Raw genomic sequence first — 13,899 nt, forward strand, 5'->3', positions numbered from 1 at the left:
AAGCGTCGGCCTGGATCACGCCGCCAGCGCGCGATCCATCAGCGCCGTCTCGCTGCCGCCGAGATCGGCGGCACCGAACTGCGCGTAAGGCGAGCCTCCCAGACGCGTTTCGGCGTAGAGCGCGGCAAAGGGCGAGCAGGCTTCGACCAGCGCCGCCACGGCGGCGAGCTTGGCCAGGCTCTCGCAGACGAAGCGGGCGCGGCGCTCGGCCTCGCCGGACTTCAATGTCCGTTCCAGCGCCTGCGCCAGCGGGCCGGCCCTGAAGGCAGGGTCGGCGGTGCGCACGAGGCGCGAGAGTGTGTCGGTCGCGGCTTCGGGATGGCGGCCGGCGGCGCGCAGCACGTCGAGCGCCATGACATTGCCGGAGCCTTCCCAGATGGCGTTGAGCGGCGATTCGCGGAAGTAGCGCGCCATCGGCAGGTCCTCGGTGTAGCCATTGCCGCCCAGGCACTCGAGCGCTTCGGTGACGAGTTGCGGCGTGCTCTTGCAGACGAGGAACTTCACCGCCGGCGTCAGCAGCCGCGCATAGGCCGCCTCGCGCGGATCGTGCGCCGCATGTTCGGCGGCGCGTACGAGACGGAAGACCAGGGCCACCTGCGCCTCGAGCTCCAGCGCCATGTCGGCGGCGACCGCGCGCATGGCGGGCTGGTCGGCCAGCCGCCGCTGGAAGACCGAGCGATTGCGGATGTGATGCAGCGCCTGGCTGAGCGCGATGCGCGACTGGCCGGCCGAGGCGATGGCGCAATCGAGGCGCGTCAGGTTCACCATCTCGATGATGGTGCGAATTCCCGCACCCTCGGGGCCGACCCGCTCGGCCCAGGCGCCATGGAACTCGACCTCGGAGGAGGCATTCGACTTGTTGCCGAGCTTGTCCTTCAGCCGCTGGAAGCGGATGGCGTTCTGCGAGCCATCGGGGCGGTGGCGCGGCATCAGGTAACAGGTGAGGCCGCCTTCCGCCTGGGCGAGCACGAGGAAGGCGTCACACATCGGCGCCGACATGAACCATTTGTGCCCGCTGATCTCGGCATGGTCGCCGTGCGTCGTCGCATTGGTGATGTTGGCGCGCACATCGGTGCCGCCCTGGCGTTCGGTCATGCCCATGCCCAGGGTCACGCCGTTCTTCTCCCACCACGGCAGCGGCCGGGGGTCGTAGATGCGCGTCTGGATCTTCGGCAGCCACCGGTCGAGCAGCGCCGGCTCGGAACGCAGCGCGCCCACGCAGGCATGGGTCATGGTGATCGGGCACATGTGCCCGCTCTCGGCTTGCGTCGCGAGATAGAGGCGCACGGCGCGCGCCGACATCGGCGCCGGCCTGTCGCTGCCATCATGCGCCGAGGCATGGATGCCGTGGCCAATGCTCTTCTGCATCAGCGCGTGGTAGGCGGGGTGGAATTCTACACGGTCGAGGCGGTTGCCCTTGCCGTCCATGGTGCGCAGCCGGGGCGGGTTCTCGTTGGCCAGCCGCCCGAGATCGAGCGTGTCGGCCGCGCCGTAATCCTTTCCGCAGGCCGACAGGGCGGCGAGGTCGAGGCCCGCGCGGCCCGCGGCGTCCGCCAGCGGCCGGTCGGCCGACAAGAGATCGACGTCGCCGAAGGCCGGCGACTGGTTGAACGAGGCGTCTTCGAGGTAGCCGGACATGCTCATCGGGCCAGTCTGAACCGGCGCTCCCGGGGAGGGCAAGCAGCCGGCCGCGGGCTGTGCTATGTGGCCGGCATGCAGCTCGATTCCCTTACCGCCGTCAGCTCCGTCGACGGCCGCTATCGCACCACCTCCGAGGCGCTGGCCGGCTATTTCAGCGAGTATGCGCTCATGAAGGCGCGCGTGGTCGTGGAGTGCGAATATCTCGCCGCCCTGTCGGAGACCAAGGGCGTCGGCATGCGCGCGCTCACCGAGGCCGAAACCGAGATGCTGAAGGCACTGCCCGACATCTCGGTCGAGGACGCGCGCATCATCCGCAAGTTCGAGCGCGAGGGCCATGCCGGAATCCCCGCTACCAACCACGACGTCAAGGCGGTCGAGTACTTCATCAAGCTGAAGCTCAAGGGATCGAGCCTGGCCGACGTTCTGGAATGGGTGCATTTCGCGCTCACCTCCGAGGATGTGAACAGCACCGCCCATGCGCTCTGCCTGCGCGGGGCGGTCGAGGCGGTGATGCTGCCGACGCTCGCGAAGGTCGCGAAGGAGATCGAGGGCCTCGCCCGCCGGCATGCCGACACCGCCATGCTGGCGCGTACGCACGGCCAGAGCGCCACGCCGACGACCTTCGGCAAGGAGATGAACGTCTTCGCGACGCGTCTTGCCCGGCAGGTCGCCTATCTTGGCCGCAACCCCGTGCTGGTGAAGTGGGGCGGCCCCACGGCCAACTACAACGCCCAGATGGTGGCGCTGCCGCAGGTCGACTGGCTGGCGTTCGCGCATGCCTTCGTGGAGCGCCTGAACCGGCCGGGCGCGGGCGGCGAGCACGCCGTGCGCCTCGCGCTCAACGAGGTGACGACCCAGATCGAGCCGCACGACACGTTCGCCGAAATGTTCGATGCGCTTCGCCGCATCAACACGATCCTGATCGACCTGTCGCAGGACATGTGGCGCTACATCTCGGACGGCTGGGTGACGCAGAAGCCGAAGGAAGGCGAGATCGGCTCGTCGGCCATGCCGCACAAGGTCAATCCGATCGACTTCGAGAATGCCGAGGGCAATTTCGGCGTCGCCAATGCGCTGTTCGAGCATCTCTCGCGCAAGCTGCCGATCTCGCGCCTGCAGCGCGATCTTTCGGACTCGACGGTCGCCCGCACCTTCGGCACCGCCTTCGCGCATGCGCTGATCGGCTATGGCGCGCTGCTGCGCGGCTTCGGCAAGGTGAGCGTCAACGAAGCGGCCCTGCAGGAGGCGTTGATGGCGCATCCTGAAGTGCTGGCCGAGGCGATCCAGACGATGCTGCGCGTGGCCGAGGTCGAGATGCCCTACGAGAAGCTGAAGGCGCTGACGCGCGGCCGCCAGGTCACGCTGCAGGATTTCGCGACCTTCATCGACGGGCTCGAAGTGGCTCCCGATCTGAAGGCGCGGCTTCGCGCGCTCCGGCCGGAAACCTATACCGGCATGGCAGGCATGCTCGCGAAGAAATAGACCGCGTCACGCCGCTCCCTCCCGCGCCGCGGGAAGGAGCGGCGGAGAGGATCAGGCGGCGAACTTGCCGAATTCCCAGTGGCGGCCAGGTGCGGCGGCGAACAGGGCTTTGGTGTAGTCGTCCTTGGGCGAGCCGAAGACCTGCTCGGCCGAGCCGTACTCGACGACCCGCCCCTTGCTCATCACCGCGACGTAGTCGCAGATCTGCGCCGCGACGCGCAGGTCGTGGGTGATGAACAGCACCGCGAGGTTCAGCCGGACGCGGATCTCGTCCAGCAGCTCGAGCACCTGCTTCTGCACCGACACGTCGAGCGCCGAGACGGCCTCGTCGGCGATCAGCAGCTCGGGCTCCATGGCGAGCGCGCGGGCAATGCAGATGCGCTGGCGCTGGCCGCCCGAGAACTGATGGGGGTAGCGGTCGAGCGCGTTGGGATCGAGACGCACCGTCTCCATCAGCTTGCGCGCCCGGGCCATCGCCTCCTCGCGGCCGATGCCGAAGTTCATCGGCCCCTCGATGATGAAGTCGCCCACGGTGATGCGCGGGTTCATCGAGCGATACGGGTCCTGGAAGACGATCTGCACCCGGCGGCGGTGCGGACGCAGCTTGCGCGCCGACATGGTCGCGATCTCGGTGTCGCCGAGATAGATCTTGCCCTCGGAGGGATCGATCAGCCGGGCGATGCAGCGCGCCACGGTCGACTTGCCCGAGCCGGATTCGCCCACGATGCCCAGCGTCTCGCCGCGGCGGATGTCGAGATCGACATCGACGGCGGCCTTCACGACGCGCGCCTTCTGGAAGAAGGCGTTGCCGGTGTAGATCTTGCCGAGCTTCTCGGTGCGCAGGACCGTCTTGCCGTCGCGCCGCACGCCGCGATGGGCGGGTGTGATCGACGGCACCGACGAGATCAGCATCTTGGTGTAGCCCTGCACGGGCCGCGACAGGATCTGCTCGGTCGGGCCCATCTCCACCAGCTCGCCCCAGCGCAGCACGGCCACGCGATGGGCGATCTCGGCGACGACGCCGAAATCGTGCGTGATGAACAGCACGCCGGTGCCTTGGCCGGCCTGCAGCTCGGCGACGAGCTTCAGGATCTCGGCCTGGGTGGTGACGTCGAGCGCGGTAGTCGGCTCGTCGGCGATCAGCAGCACCGGGTCGAGCACCAGCGCCATGGCGATCATGATGCGCTGGCGCTGGCCGCCCGAAAGCTGATGCGGGAAGGAGGCGTAGATGCGCTCCGGCTCGGGCAGCTTCACGCGCGCCAGGATCGCGAGGATCTTGGCACGACGCGCGGCGGCATCGAGCTGGGTGTGCGTGCTCAGCACCTCGTCGATCTGGTCGCCGCAGGTCATGACGGGATTGAGTGCCGTCATGGGTTCCTGGAAGATCATCGACATGCGCGTGCAGCGCAGCTCGCGCAGCCGGTCCTCGCTGGCCGCGAGGATGTTCTCGCCTTCGAGCAGGATCTCGCCCGAGGTCGGCTTCAGCGCCTTGGCCAGCAGGCCCATCACCGTGAAGGCGATGACCGACTTGCCCGAGCCGGATTCGCCCACGAGGCAGACGATCTCGCCGGGATTGACGGTGAAGCTCACCTTCTCGACGGCATGGACGCGGTCGCCGCCCTTGGGCAGGGCGACGCTCAGGTTGCGGACTTCGAGGACGGGTCTCTTGGTTTCTGTCGACATCAGACTTTCTTGCTCATCTTCGGGTCAAGCGTGTCGCGCAGACCGTCGCCCATGATGTTGATGGCCAGCACCGTCAAGGCAAGGAAGATGCCGGGATACAGGATGTTGTGCGGGAACACGCGGAACAGCGTGCGGCCCTCGGCCATGATGTTGCCCCAGCTCGGGATCTCGGGCGGAATGCCGATGCCGAGGAACGACAGGGCGGCCTCGGTCAGGATCGCCGCGGCGGCGAGGAAGGTGCCCTGCACGATCAGCGGCGCCACCGTGTTGGGCAGAATGTGGCGGAACATCAGGATCCAGGTCGGCGTGCCCACCGAGATCGCGCCCTCGACATAAGGCTCCTCGCGCACCGTCAGCACGATCGAGCGCACCAGTCGCACCACGCGTGGAACGTCGGGCACGACGATGGCGAACACCACCGTGATGAGGCCGGCGCGCCAGATCGAGACGAGGGCGATCGCGAGCAATATGCCCGGGATCGCCATCAACCCATCCATGATGCGCATGATGATCCCGTCGGCCCACCTGATGTAACCGGAGATCAGGCCGATCACCATGCCGATGGCCACCGAGATGACCGACACGGCGACGCCCACGGCGAGCGAGACGCGCGCGCCGTACAGCACGCGGCTGTAGACGTCGCGGCCGAGGCTGTCGGTGCCCATGATGGCAACGCGCTTGGCGGTCTGGCCGTCGTCAAGCCGGTAGGTGATTTCCGTCCCTGGCTTCTTGTTCCTGGCCGCCGGATCGATGCGCTGCGGGTCCACGGTGCCGAGGAACGGCGCCAGGATGGCGATCATCAGCATGGTCAGCAGGATGACGCCGCCGAAGATCACGTTCGGATTGCGGAGAGCAACGAGCCAGAGGCTCTTGCGCTTGGTCGACGCCGCCGCAATGGAGGCAGAATCGACGGCTTCTTCAGTGATCGCGCTCAATACCGGATCCTCGGGTCGAACAGGGTGTAGCTGATGTCGATGAGCAGGTTGATCACGACATAGACGACGGAGAACAGAAGAATGACGGTCTGGATCGTCGGGAAGTCGCGGCTCAGCACGGCCTCGACCGTGAGACGGCCGAGACCCGGAAGGCCGAACACGCTTTCCGTCACCACCGCGCCGCCGATCAGGATGGCGATGCCGAGGCCGATCACGGTCAGGATCGGCACGGCGGCATTGCGCAGCGCGTGGCGCATCAGCACCACGCGGTTGCTGAGGCCCTTGGCGCGGGCGGTGCGGATATAGTCCTCGTTCAGCACTTCCAGCACCGAGGCCCGCGTGATGCGCGAGATCAGGGCGATGAAGCCGACCGACAGGGTGAGCGACGGCAACACCATGCGCTCGAGGAACTGCCAGAAATTGACGCCGATGCGGACATAGCCCTGCACCGGCAGCCAGCCCAGCTCGATGGCGAAGACATAGATGAGGCAGTAGCCGATCACGAAGCCCGGCACCGAGAAGCCGAGGACCGAGAAGCCCATGACCGCACGGTCGAACACCGACCCCTGCCGGTAGGCCGCGAGGACGCCGATCGGCACCGAGACGCTGACGGCGAAGAGCAGCGTGCAGATCGCGAGTGCCAGCGTCGGCTCGACGCGCTGGGCGATCAACTCGGCAACGGTCTTCTTGAAGAAGAAGCTTTCGCCAAAATTGCCCTGCAGCACGTTGCCGATCCAGATCGCGAACTGCGTCCAGATGGGCTCGTCGAGGCCGAGCTTGTTGCGGATGTCGGCAATCTGGTCGGAGGTGGCGTTGTCGCCGGCGATGACGGCGGCGGGGTCGCCAGGCGTCAATCGGAGCATAAGGAAGACGAAGATAGCCACCACCGCCAGGACGGGGATGATGGCTATGAGACGACGGGCGATAAAGTCGAGCATTTTCCCTCTACATGTCACCCCGGGCAGAGCGAAAAGAAACCTCCGCTCTGCTCAGGATGACAGCCTGGCCACCGACGGGTGGCCCTGCTGTCACTTCTTTTCGATGTTCCACATCACCGGAACCGGCGCCTTCAGCCAGCCCGAGACGTTGGAGCGCATGGCGCCGGGTCCGTACCATTGGCCGACCCAGCCATACTGCGCGGTTTGCAAGGCCCGGGCCTGAACGGCGGCGGCGAGCGCCTTGTTCTTCGCGGGGTCGGTTTCCTTGGCGTAGGCGTCGCGCAGCTTTTCCATCTCCGGATCGGTCGGCCAGCCGAACCATGCCTTGTCGCCGTTCGCGACCATGTAAGAGGTCGAGATCGGGTTCAGGATGTCCGCCGCCACCGAGAAGGTGTGGAACAGGTTCCAGCCACCCTGACTCACGGGACCCTTGTTGGTTCGACGCGTGACGACGGTTTGCCAGTCCATCGACTGCATGTCGACCTTGAAGCCGCCCTGTTCGAGCAGTGCCTTTGTCACAGGGGCCATGTTGGTGAGAACCGGCAGGGTCGTCGACTGAAGCAGTACGATCGGCGTGCCGTCGTAGCCGGCTTCCTTGAGCAGAGCCTTCGACTTCTCGAAGTTCGGCTTCACGAACAGGTCGCCCGGCGCGTCGACGGCGTTCGGCGTGCCGCAGATGAACGCGGCCGTGCAAACCTTGTAGAATTCCGGCTCGCCGACGGTTGCCTTGAGGTAGTCCTCCTGGCGGATGCTCAGCAGCGCGGCTTCGCGGATCTTCGGATTGTTGAACGGCGGCTGGAGCCAGTTCATGCGGAAGATGAACTGGTGGCCGAGCGGGTTCCAGTTGAAGAGCGTAACGCCCTTCTCCTTCTTCAGGATCGGGATCAGGTCGTGCGGCGGCTGCTCGATGACGTCGATCTCGCCCGCGGCGATGGCATTCACCTGCTGCTGCGGATCTGGCATCTCGATGATCTCGACCCGGTCGACCTTCACGACCTTGCCGCCGGCCAGACCCGAGGGCGGCTCGGCGCGCGGCTTGTACTTGGCGTTCTTGTTGTAGACGTGCTTCTCGCCGGGCTTGGACTCGGCGTTCACGTAGATGAACGGGCCGGAGCCGATCTGGCTGTCGATCTGCTTGAAGGGGTCGGTGTCGGCAATCCGCTTCGGCATCATGAACGGAACCTGCGACGACGGCTTGCCGAGCGAGTCGAGCACCAGTCCGTAGGGCTCCTTCAGCACCATCTGGAAGGTCTTGGGATCGACTTCCTTGAATTCCTTCACGAAGTCCATGAGCTTCTGGCCCATCGAGTCGCGCGCGCCCCAGCGCTTGATCGAGGCGATGCAGTCCTCGGACGTCACCGGCTTGCCGTCGTGCCATTCGAGACCGTCGCGCAGGGTGAAGGTCCACACCGTCTTGTCGGCGGAGACGTCGTACTTGTCGACCATCTGCGGCTTGATGGCATTGTTCTCGTCGGAGGCGAACAGCGTGTCGTAGACGAGGTAGCCGTGGTTTCGCGTGACGTAAGCCGTCGTCCAGATCGGATCGAGGATCGTCAGGTTGCCGTTCTGGACGAACTTGATGACCTTGCCCTGGGCGAGCGCCGGCCCCGCACTCGACAGAATCGCTCCGGCAAGCATCGCCGCAAGCGTACGCTTCATCACTTTCTTCATCGTTCCCCCTTCGGGTTTCTTCCCCATCGAGAAAGGCGGGGATCGCCCGCCTTCGTCGATGGGCGCGCGGGGCTCGGAGACCCCGCGCGCCGCCCGGCTACTTCTTGGTGACGTTCCAGAACACCGGAACGGGGGCCGTCAGGTTGCCGTCGATGTTGTTGCGGCGGGCCAGCGGCGCGTACCACTGGCCGACGTTGATGTGGGTCGGGTAATCGACCCACCGCTTCTGCAGCGCCTCGACGATCGCGAGCTGCTTGGCCGGGTCGGTCTCCTTCGAGAACTGGTCGCGCAGCTTCTCGATCTCCGCGTCGCACGGCCAGCCGAACATCGCCTTGTCGCAGGAGGCGTTGAAGTAGCCGGCCATCACCGGATTGAGGATGTCGGCCGCCACCCACGAGGTGAGGAAGGCGTGCCAGCCGCCCTGCGTCGGCGGGTCCTTCTTGACGCGGCGGGCGACCAGCGTCTGCCAGTCCATCGACACCATGTCGACCTTGAAGCCGGCCCGCTCCATCTGCGCCTTGGCGACCGGCGCGAGATTGGTGAGGACCTGGAGGTCGGTCGACTGCATCAGCACGATCGGCGTGCCGTCATAGCCCGCCTCGGTGAGGAGCTGCTTGGCCTTGGCGGCGTTGCCGTTCAGCACGTCGGCCATGCCGGCGTCGGTGGCGAGCGGCGTGCCGCAGACGAACGGCGCCTTGCAGACCTTGTACCACTGCGGATCGCCGATCGTGGCCTTGAGGAAGTCCTCCTGGGCGAAGGCCACGAAGACGGCGTGACGGATCTTGGGATTGTCGAACGGCTTGGCCAGCGAGTTGAAGCGGAAGGCGTACTGGTTGCCGGTCGGATTGAAGCTCAGCAGCTTCACGTTCTTGTCCTTGGCAAGCAGGGGCAGAAGATCGTGGCCCGGGGACTCGAGCATGTCGATCTCGCCGTTCTGCAGCGCACCGACCTGGGTCTGCACGTCGGGGATCCAGATCCACTCGACGCGGTCGACCTTGACGACCTTGCCACCCGCCAGACCCGACGGCGCCTCGGCGCGCGGCTTGTACTTGGCGTTCTTGACGTAGACCGTCTTCTCGCCCGGCTTCCATTCGTCGGCCTTGAAGATGAACGGGCCCGAGCCCACCACGTCCTCGAGCTTGATCTGCGTGTTGGGGTCCGTCTCCGCGACGCGCTTGGGCATCATGAACGGGACGTTCGACGAGGGCTTGCCGAGCGATTGCAGCACGAGGCCGTACGGCTCCTTCATCGTCATGACGAAGGTCTTGGGGTCCACCACCTTAAGGTCGGCGACCGAGGCCATCATCTTCTGGCCCATCGAGTCCCTGGCCGCCCAGCGCTTGATCGAGGCGACGCAGTCCTCGGCCGTGACCGGCTTGCCGTCGTGCCACTCGAGGCCGTCGCGCAGCGTGAAGGTCCAGGTGAGCTTGTCGGCCGACACGTCGTACTTGTCGACCATCTGCGGCTTCACTTCGAACTTCTCGTCCATCGCGAAGAGCGTGTCCCACACCATGTAGCCGTGGTTGCGCTGGATGTAGGCGGTGGTCCAGATCGGATCGAGAATCTTCACGTCCGAATGCATCACGACCTTGAGCGTCTGCGCCTGTGCCGGCGCGGCCGCCGCGAACGCGCCGACGCTGGCCGCGGCGACGATCGCGAGTGCCGATTTCCTGAACGAAAACATGCTTGTTGTGCTCCCTGTCTTGCGCCCCGTTCCTGCGTTCTGAAGTCTAGCAAGAATCGAGCCGCCCCACGGGACAGTAGCAGCCGGGAGCCCCCCTCTGACAAGCCGATTCACGCGCTGGGAAGATGTCAGCGCGGGCGGTTGATCGCCTTCTCGAGCAGTTCGAGCACACCCTCGGACGCGGCCGACGCGACGATGTCGCCGAATCCCGCCCAGGATCCCTTGGCCGCGGCCATCGGCACCGGGTTGGACTGTTCGATGTCGCCTATCGTCTTGCCCGCCGGGTCCTTGACGACCCATTTGACGACGAGCTTTCCGGTGCGCTCGTCGATCTGCGTCAGATTGACGGTACCGGCGACGGCGAAGGCTTCGCCGTCCGCCTGGTCGACGATCACCAGCTTGCTCGATCCCAGCGCACGCCGCATGCCCGAGGTGAGCTGTCGATTGCCGTCGGAGGGTGCACCGGTAACCGGCACGACAAATACCTTTACCTGAGGCTCCGCGGGCTTGGCGGCGACGGGTGTGGGGGTGGTCGTGCTCGTCGGCACGGCGCCGTCCGGTGGCGGCGCTGCAGCCGGATCGGGCGGAAACTCGTAGGGTATCGTGACGCCGGCGGCGACCTGGCCTGGCGCTTTCGGGATGAAGTTGGGCGGCTTGCCGATCAGGGTCGCTACCCGCGGGGCGGCCTGTTGCGCGATGCGCGAAACCAGCCGCTCGGCCTGCTCGGCATAGTCCTCGGGCGGTGCGCGCGTCTTGATCGTGACGGGCTCGTCGGTGCGCGGCTTGCCGCGGATGCGCCAGTCGACCTGGACCTCGATCGACATGTTGGCGTCGCGCGTGCTCATCACGCCCTCGAGCTGGATGGGCGCCTCGGCCGGCGCCACGGCGGCGACGATGCCGTAGGATTGCAGTTCGATCGCGAGGGCCGCGGCGACGCGCTCGCCCATCTCCGGGGGCATGTTGCGCGGCGGGCTGATCGCCACCTCGACCTTGTCGCGCAGCTGGCGGCCGTAGGAAACCTTCGACGAATCGTGCTCGAAGGGCCTCGGTGTTCCGCCGCACGCCGCAAGGGCGAGCAGGCAGAGCAGCATCACAACATGGCGCATGTCGCGACGACCCCGAGCAGGCAGCAGAACATCAGGATGATGAAGTAGGGCACGTCAACCCGCGAGAGCGATGGCCGACAGGCCGCGCCCGTAGTCGCGCACGCCCTGCAGCGTGTTGCGCCGGTAGCTGAAGAAGTCGTCGGTGCCGGAGAGCGTGTCGTGGCCCGTCGCCGTCACGGCGACGCCATTGCGGGCTATCCGGTGCACGAGATAGCCCGGCAGGTCGAACATGAAGTGACCCGCGCGCGTGGCGGTGCGGAAGAACTGCGCATTGACCTCGTCCTGCGCCAGGAACGGCGCGGGAAACTCCGGGCCGACTTCATACGATTGCGGGCCGATGCAGGGTCCGACAACGACCCGGATGCACTCGCGGCGGGCGCCGAGCTTCTCCATCGCAATGATGGTCTGATCGACGATGCCGCCCAGCGCGCCCTTCCAGCCGGCATGGGCGGCGCCGATCACCGCGGCATCGCCGTCGGCCAGCAGCACCGGCGCGCAGTCGGCCGCCAGCACGCCCAGCACGACGCCCGGCCGGTCGGTCACCAGCCCGTCCGCCTTGGGCGCGCCGGGCGAGCTCCAGCGTTCGTCGGCGACCGTCAGCACGTCGGTCGAATGGGTCTGGTGGACGGTCTGCAGGTCGGGCTCGCCGAGGCCGAACTGTTCGGCTACGCGGCGGCGGTTCTCGCGCACGTTGTCGGGCGAATCGCCCGAGCCGTAGCCGCAGTTCAGCGAGGAATAGAGACCGGCGCTGACGCCGCCCTGCCGCGTGAAGAAACGATGCTGCACCCCGTCGAGGGCGGCGAGCGTCTGGGCCTGGATCATTTATGCGTCCGAGGTATCAGTCCGAGGGGGCATCCGTGAAACCGGCCGGCGGGGCGCTTCTGCCGTCGCCGAGGGCCAGCACACGAAAGAGGGTGCCCATTTGGTCGGGCGCGATCAAGCGGGCCGATGCCGCATCAATGGCATCGGCCTGGTCCGCCTTTGCGTGCCGCTTCAGCGCCTGCGCCCGCTCGGCGAGCCCGAGGCGTCGCAGGAAGTCGCCCTGGCCCACCGGACCGAACGACGCGACACCCGATGCAGCGGCGAGCGCCGCGAAGTCGACGTGGGCGCTGAGGTCGGTCTCGCCGGGCCGGTCGAGGATGCCCGCGCCCTGGTGCCCGCGCACCGCCTGCAGCGACGCCGCACGACCGGCGCTCTCCAGCCCGTAATCGACGATCAGCGCCCAGCCGCCGTCGCGGGCGATGCGCGCGCCGATGGCGGCGGCCAAGGCGCGACCGGCTTCGCTCAGTTCCGCCTCGGCGCCTTCCCCGGCATCGGGCAGCACGGCGGCGAAGGGCGTGGCGCCCGGCGCCAGCGCCAGTCGCAGCCCGCCCTGTTCGTCGAGGCCGACCATGCGCTCGCGCCACCCCTGGGCGGTCCGGTGGAACTGTCGTACCGGCAGGGCGTCGAAGAACTCGTTGGCGACCAGCAGCAACGGTCCCTCGGGCACCTCGTCGAAGCGCTCGTGCCAGGTCGAGCGATAGGCCTGCAACGCGGCGCGCTGAGCCTCGCGCATCGGCGCGTTGGTGTCGACCAGGTGAAGGTCTATCGCGGCATGGAAGCCCGGCACGCCGCGCGTCGCGCGCAGCGCATCGGCCATCAGCGTACCGCGGCCGGGGCCGAGTTCGACCAGCCGCACCCGAGAGGGCCGGCCCATCGCCAGCCAGCGCTCTGCCAGCCAGGCGCCGATCAGCTCGCCGAACATCTGCGAGATCTCGGGCGCCGTGGTGAAGTCGCCGGCGGCGCCCAACGGCACGGCACGGCGATAGTAGCCGAGCCGCGGATGGCCCAGCGCCTCGGCCATGAAGTCGGCCAGCGAGATCGGGCCGGTGAGCGCGATTCGGCGCGCGATCAACTCGCCCAGCTCCGTCACGGCGCTTCCGTCACGGCAGGGCAGGCTTCCGGTAGGCGCGCAGGATCACCCAGAGGCCGAACAGCAGCACGGGCAGCGACAGCAGCATGCCCATGGTGATCGGCCCCCACAGGTAGCCCAGATGGGCGTCGGGCTCGCGGAAGATCTCGCCGACGATGCGCGCGAGGCCGTAGCCGGCGCAGAAAACCCCGGTCAGAAGGCCGGGGCGGCGGCGGCCCTCGGTGAACTTCCACACCGCGACCACGAGGAGGGTGAGCAGGACGCCCTCGAAGAAGGCCTGGTAGAGCTGGCTGGGATGGCGCGGCAGCGGCCCGCCGCGCGGGAAGACCATGGCCCACGGCACGTCGCTGATCCTGCCCCACAGCTCGCCGTTGATGAAGTTGGCCAGGCGGCCGAAGAACAGGCCGAGCGGCGCCACGATCGCCACCAGGTCCGACAGCATGAAAGGATCGGCCTTGTTGCGCATGGCGAAGAGCAGGATGGCGGCGATGACGCCCAGCAACCCGCCATGGAACGACATGCCGCCTTCCCAAAGGGTGAGCGCCGCCAGCGGATGCTCGATGTAGAAGCCCGGCTTGTAGAACAGTACGTAGCCCAGCCGCCCGCCCAGGATCACGCCCAGCGCGGCCCACAGCAGGAAGTCGTCGATCTTGAGCGGCGACAGCACCTTGGGCGGCTGGTCGCAGACGCGGCGCATGACCTGCCAGCCGATCACCAGGCCCGCGATGTAGGCGAGCGCATACCAGCGGATGGCGAACGGCCCGAGCTGCACCAGCACGGGGTCGATCTGGGGATAGGGGATCGCGAGGAGGGTCGCGTACAGGGTGTTCATGAGGGCGACCCTTAT

Annotated in this window: 11 protein-coding genes; 1 reads left to right on the plus strand and 10 read right to left on the minus strand. The window is 67.1% G+C overall.

Annotated features, from left to right (window positions below; genetic code table 11):
* Positions 1 to 15: 15 nt before the first annotated feature.
* Positions 16 to 1,644 carry an acyl-CoA dehydrogenase family protein gene (locus LJ725_RS15780; RefSeq protein WP_230551598.1) on the minus strand — a complete coding sequence of 543 codons (1,629 nt, stop codon included), beginning with the start codon at positions 1,642 to 1,644 and terminating at the stop codon, positions 16 to 18.
* Positions 1,645 to 1,713: 69 nt separating this feature from the next.
* Between LJ725_RS15780 and purB the strand changes: the two genes are divergently transcribed.
* On the plus strand, positions 1,714 to 3,123 hold the full coding sequence (gene purB / locus LJ725_RS15785; RefSeq protein ID WP_230551599.1) for an adenylosuccinate lyase: 1,410 nt from the start codon (positions 1,714 to 1,716) through the stop codon (positions 3,121 to 3,123).
* A gap of 51 nt (positions 3,124 to 3,174) precedes the next feature.
* Here purB and LJ725_RS15790 read toward each other — a convergent pair whose 3' ends face one another.
* The 9 genes from LJ725_RS15790 to lgt all read right to left on the minus strand — a co-directional run bounded on the left by LJ725_RS15790 (position 3,175) and on the right by lgt (position 13,884).
* The gene (locus LJ725_RS15790; RefSeq protein WP_230551600.1) at positions 3,175 to 4,806 is read right to left on the minus strand and encodes an ABC transporter ATP-binding protein; all 1,632 of its coding nucleotides are present in this window, start codon (positions 4,804 to 4,806) and stop codon (positions 3,175 to 3,177) included.
* Entirely contained in the window at positions 4,806 to 5,741 is a 936-nt protein-coding gene (locus LJ725_RS15795; RefSeq protein WP_268990678.1) for an ABC transporter permease, read from the minus strand. Before LJ725_RS15795 ends, LJ725_RS15790 begins: the two co-directional genes overlap by 1 nt.
* Positions 5,738 to 6,679: an ABC transporter permease gene (locus tag LJ725_RS15800; protein WP_230551601.1), complete on the minus strand. Its 942-nt coding sequence runs from the start codon at positions 6,677 to 6,679 to the stop codon at positions 5,738 to 5,740. Before LJ725_RS15800 ends, LJ725_RS15795 begins: the two co-directional genes overlap by 4 nt.
* 90 nt (positions 6,680 to 6,769) lie before the next feature.
* Positions 6,770 to 8,338 carry an ABC transporter substrate-binding protein gene (locus tag LJ725_RS15805; protein WP_230551602.1) on the minus strand — a complete coding sequence of 523 codons (1,569 nt, stop codon included), beginning with the start codon at positions 8,336 to 8,338 and terminating at the stop codon, positions 6,770 to 6,772.
* A 109-nt stretch (positions 8,339 to 8,447) separates the two neighbouring features.
* Complete coding sequence (locus LJ725_RS15810; RefSeq protein WP_230551603.1) at positions 8,448 to 10,034, minus strand: ABC transporter substrate-binding protein; 1,587 nt, start codon at positions 10,032 to 10,034, stop codon at positions 8,448 to 8,450.
* 128 nt (positions 10,035 to 10,162) lie between these two features.
* Complete coding sequence (locus LJ725_RS15815; protein WP_230551604.1) at positions 10,163 to 11,140, minus strand: hypothetical protein; 978 nt, start codon at positions 11,138 to 11,140, stop codon at positions 10,163 to 10,165.
* Between the two features lie 54 nt (positions 11,141 to 11,194).
* Positions 11,195 to 11,962: a peptidoglycan editing factor PgeF gene (gene pgeF, locus LJ725_RS15820; protein ID WP_230551605.1), complete on the minus strand. Its 768-nt coding sequence runs from the start codon at positions 11,960 to 11,962 to the stop codon at positions 11,195 to 11,197.
* 16 nt (positions 11,963 to 11,978) lie between these two features.
* Positions 11,979 to 13,052 (minus strand): class I SAM-dependent methyltransferase, encoded by a 1,074-nt coding sequence (locus LJ725_RS15825; RefSeq protein ID WP_230551606.1) that lies wholly within the window; start codon positions 13,050 to 13,052, stop codon positions 11,979 to 11,981.
* 10 nt (positions 13,053 to 13,062) lie between these two features.
* Positions 13,063 to 13,884: a prolipoprotein diacylglyceryl transferase gene (gene lgt / locus LJ725_RS15830; RefSeq protein WP_230551607.1), complete on the minus strand. Its 822-nt coding sequence runs from the start codon at positions 13,882 to 13,884 to the stop codon at positions 13,063 to 13,065.
* Between the last annotated feature and the right edge of the window lie 15 nt (positions 13,885 to 13,899).

The sequence above is a fragment of the Reyranella aquatilis genome, from assembly GCF_020880995.1.
Taxonomy (GTDB): domain Bacteria; phylum Pseudomonadota; class Alphaproteobacteria; order Reyranellales; family Reyranellaceae; genus Reyranella; species Reyranella aquatilis.

Coding starts and splice junctions, on each gene's coding strand:
- LJ725_RS15780 (WP_230551598.1), bottom strand. CDS start 1,644: ATGAGCATGTCCGGCTACCTCGAAGACGCCTCGTTCAACCAGTCGCCG.
- purB (WP_230551599.1), top strand. CDS start 1,714: ATGCAGCTCGATTCCCTTACCGCCGTCAGCTCCGTCGACGGCCGCTAT.
- LJ725_RS15790 (WP_230551600.1), bottom strand. CDS start 4,806: ATGTCGACAGAAACCAAGAGACCCGTCCTCGAAGTCCGCAACCTGAGC.
- LJ725_RS15800 (WP_230551601.1), bottom strand. CDS start 6,679: ATGCTCGACTTTATCGCCCGTCGTCTCATAGCCATCATCCCCGTCCTG.
- LJ725_RS15805 (WP_230551602.1), bottom strand. CDS start 8,338: ATGAAGCGTACGCTTGCGGCGATGCTTGCCGGAGCGATTCTGTCGAGT.
- LJ725_RS15810 (WP_230551603.1), bottom strand. CDS start 10,034: ATGTTTTCGTTCAGGAAATCGGCACTCGCGATCGTCGCCGCGGCCAGC.
- LJ725_RS15815 (WP_230551604.1), bottom strand. CDS start 11,140: ATGCGCCATGTTGTGATGCTGCTCTGCCTGCTCGCCCTTGCGGCGTGC.
- pgeF (WP_230551605.1), bottom strand. CDS start 11,962: ATGATCCAGGCCCAGACGCTCGCCGCCCTCGACGGGGTGCAGCATCGT.
- lgt (WP_230551607.1), bottom strand. CDS start 13,884: ATGAACACCCTGTACGCGACCCTCCTCGCGATCCCCTATCCCCAGATC.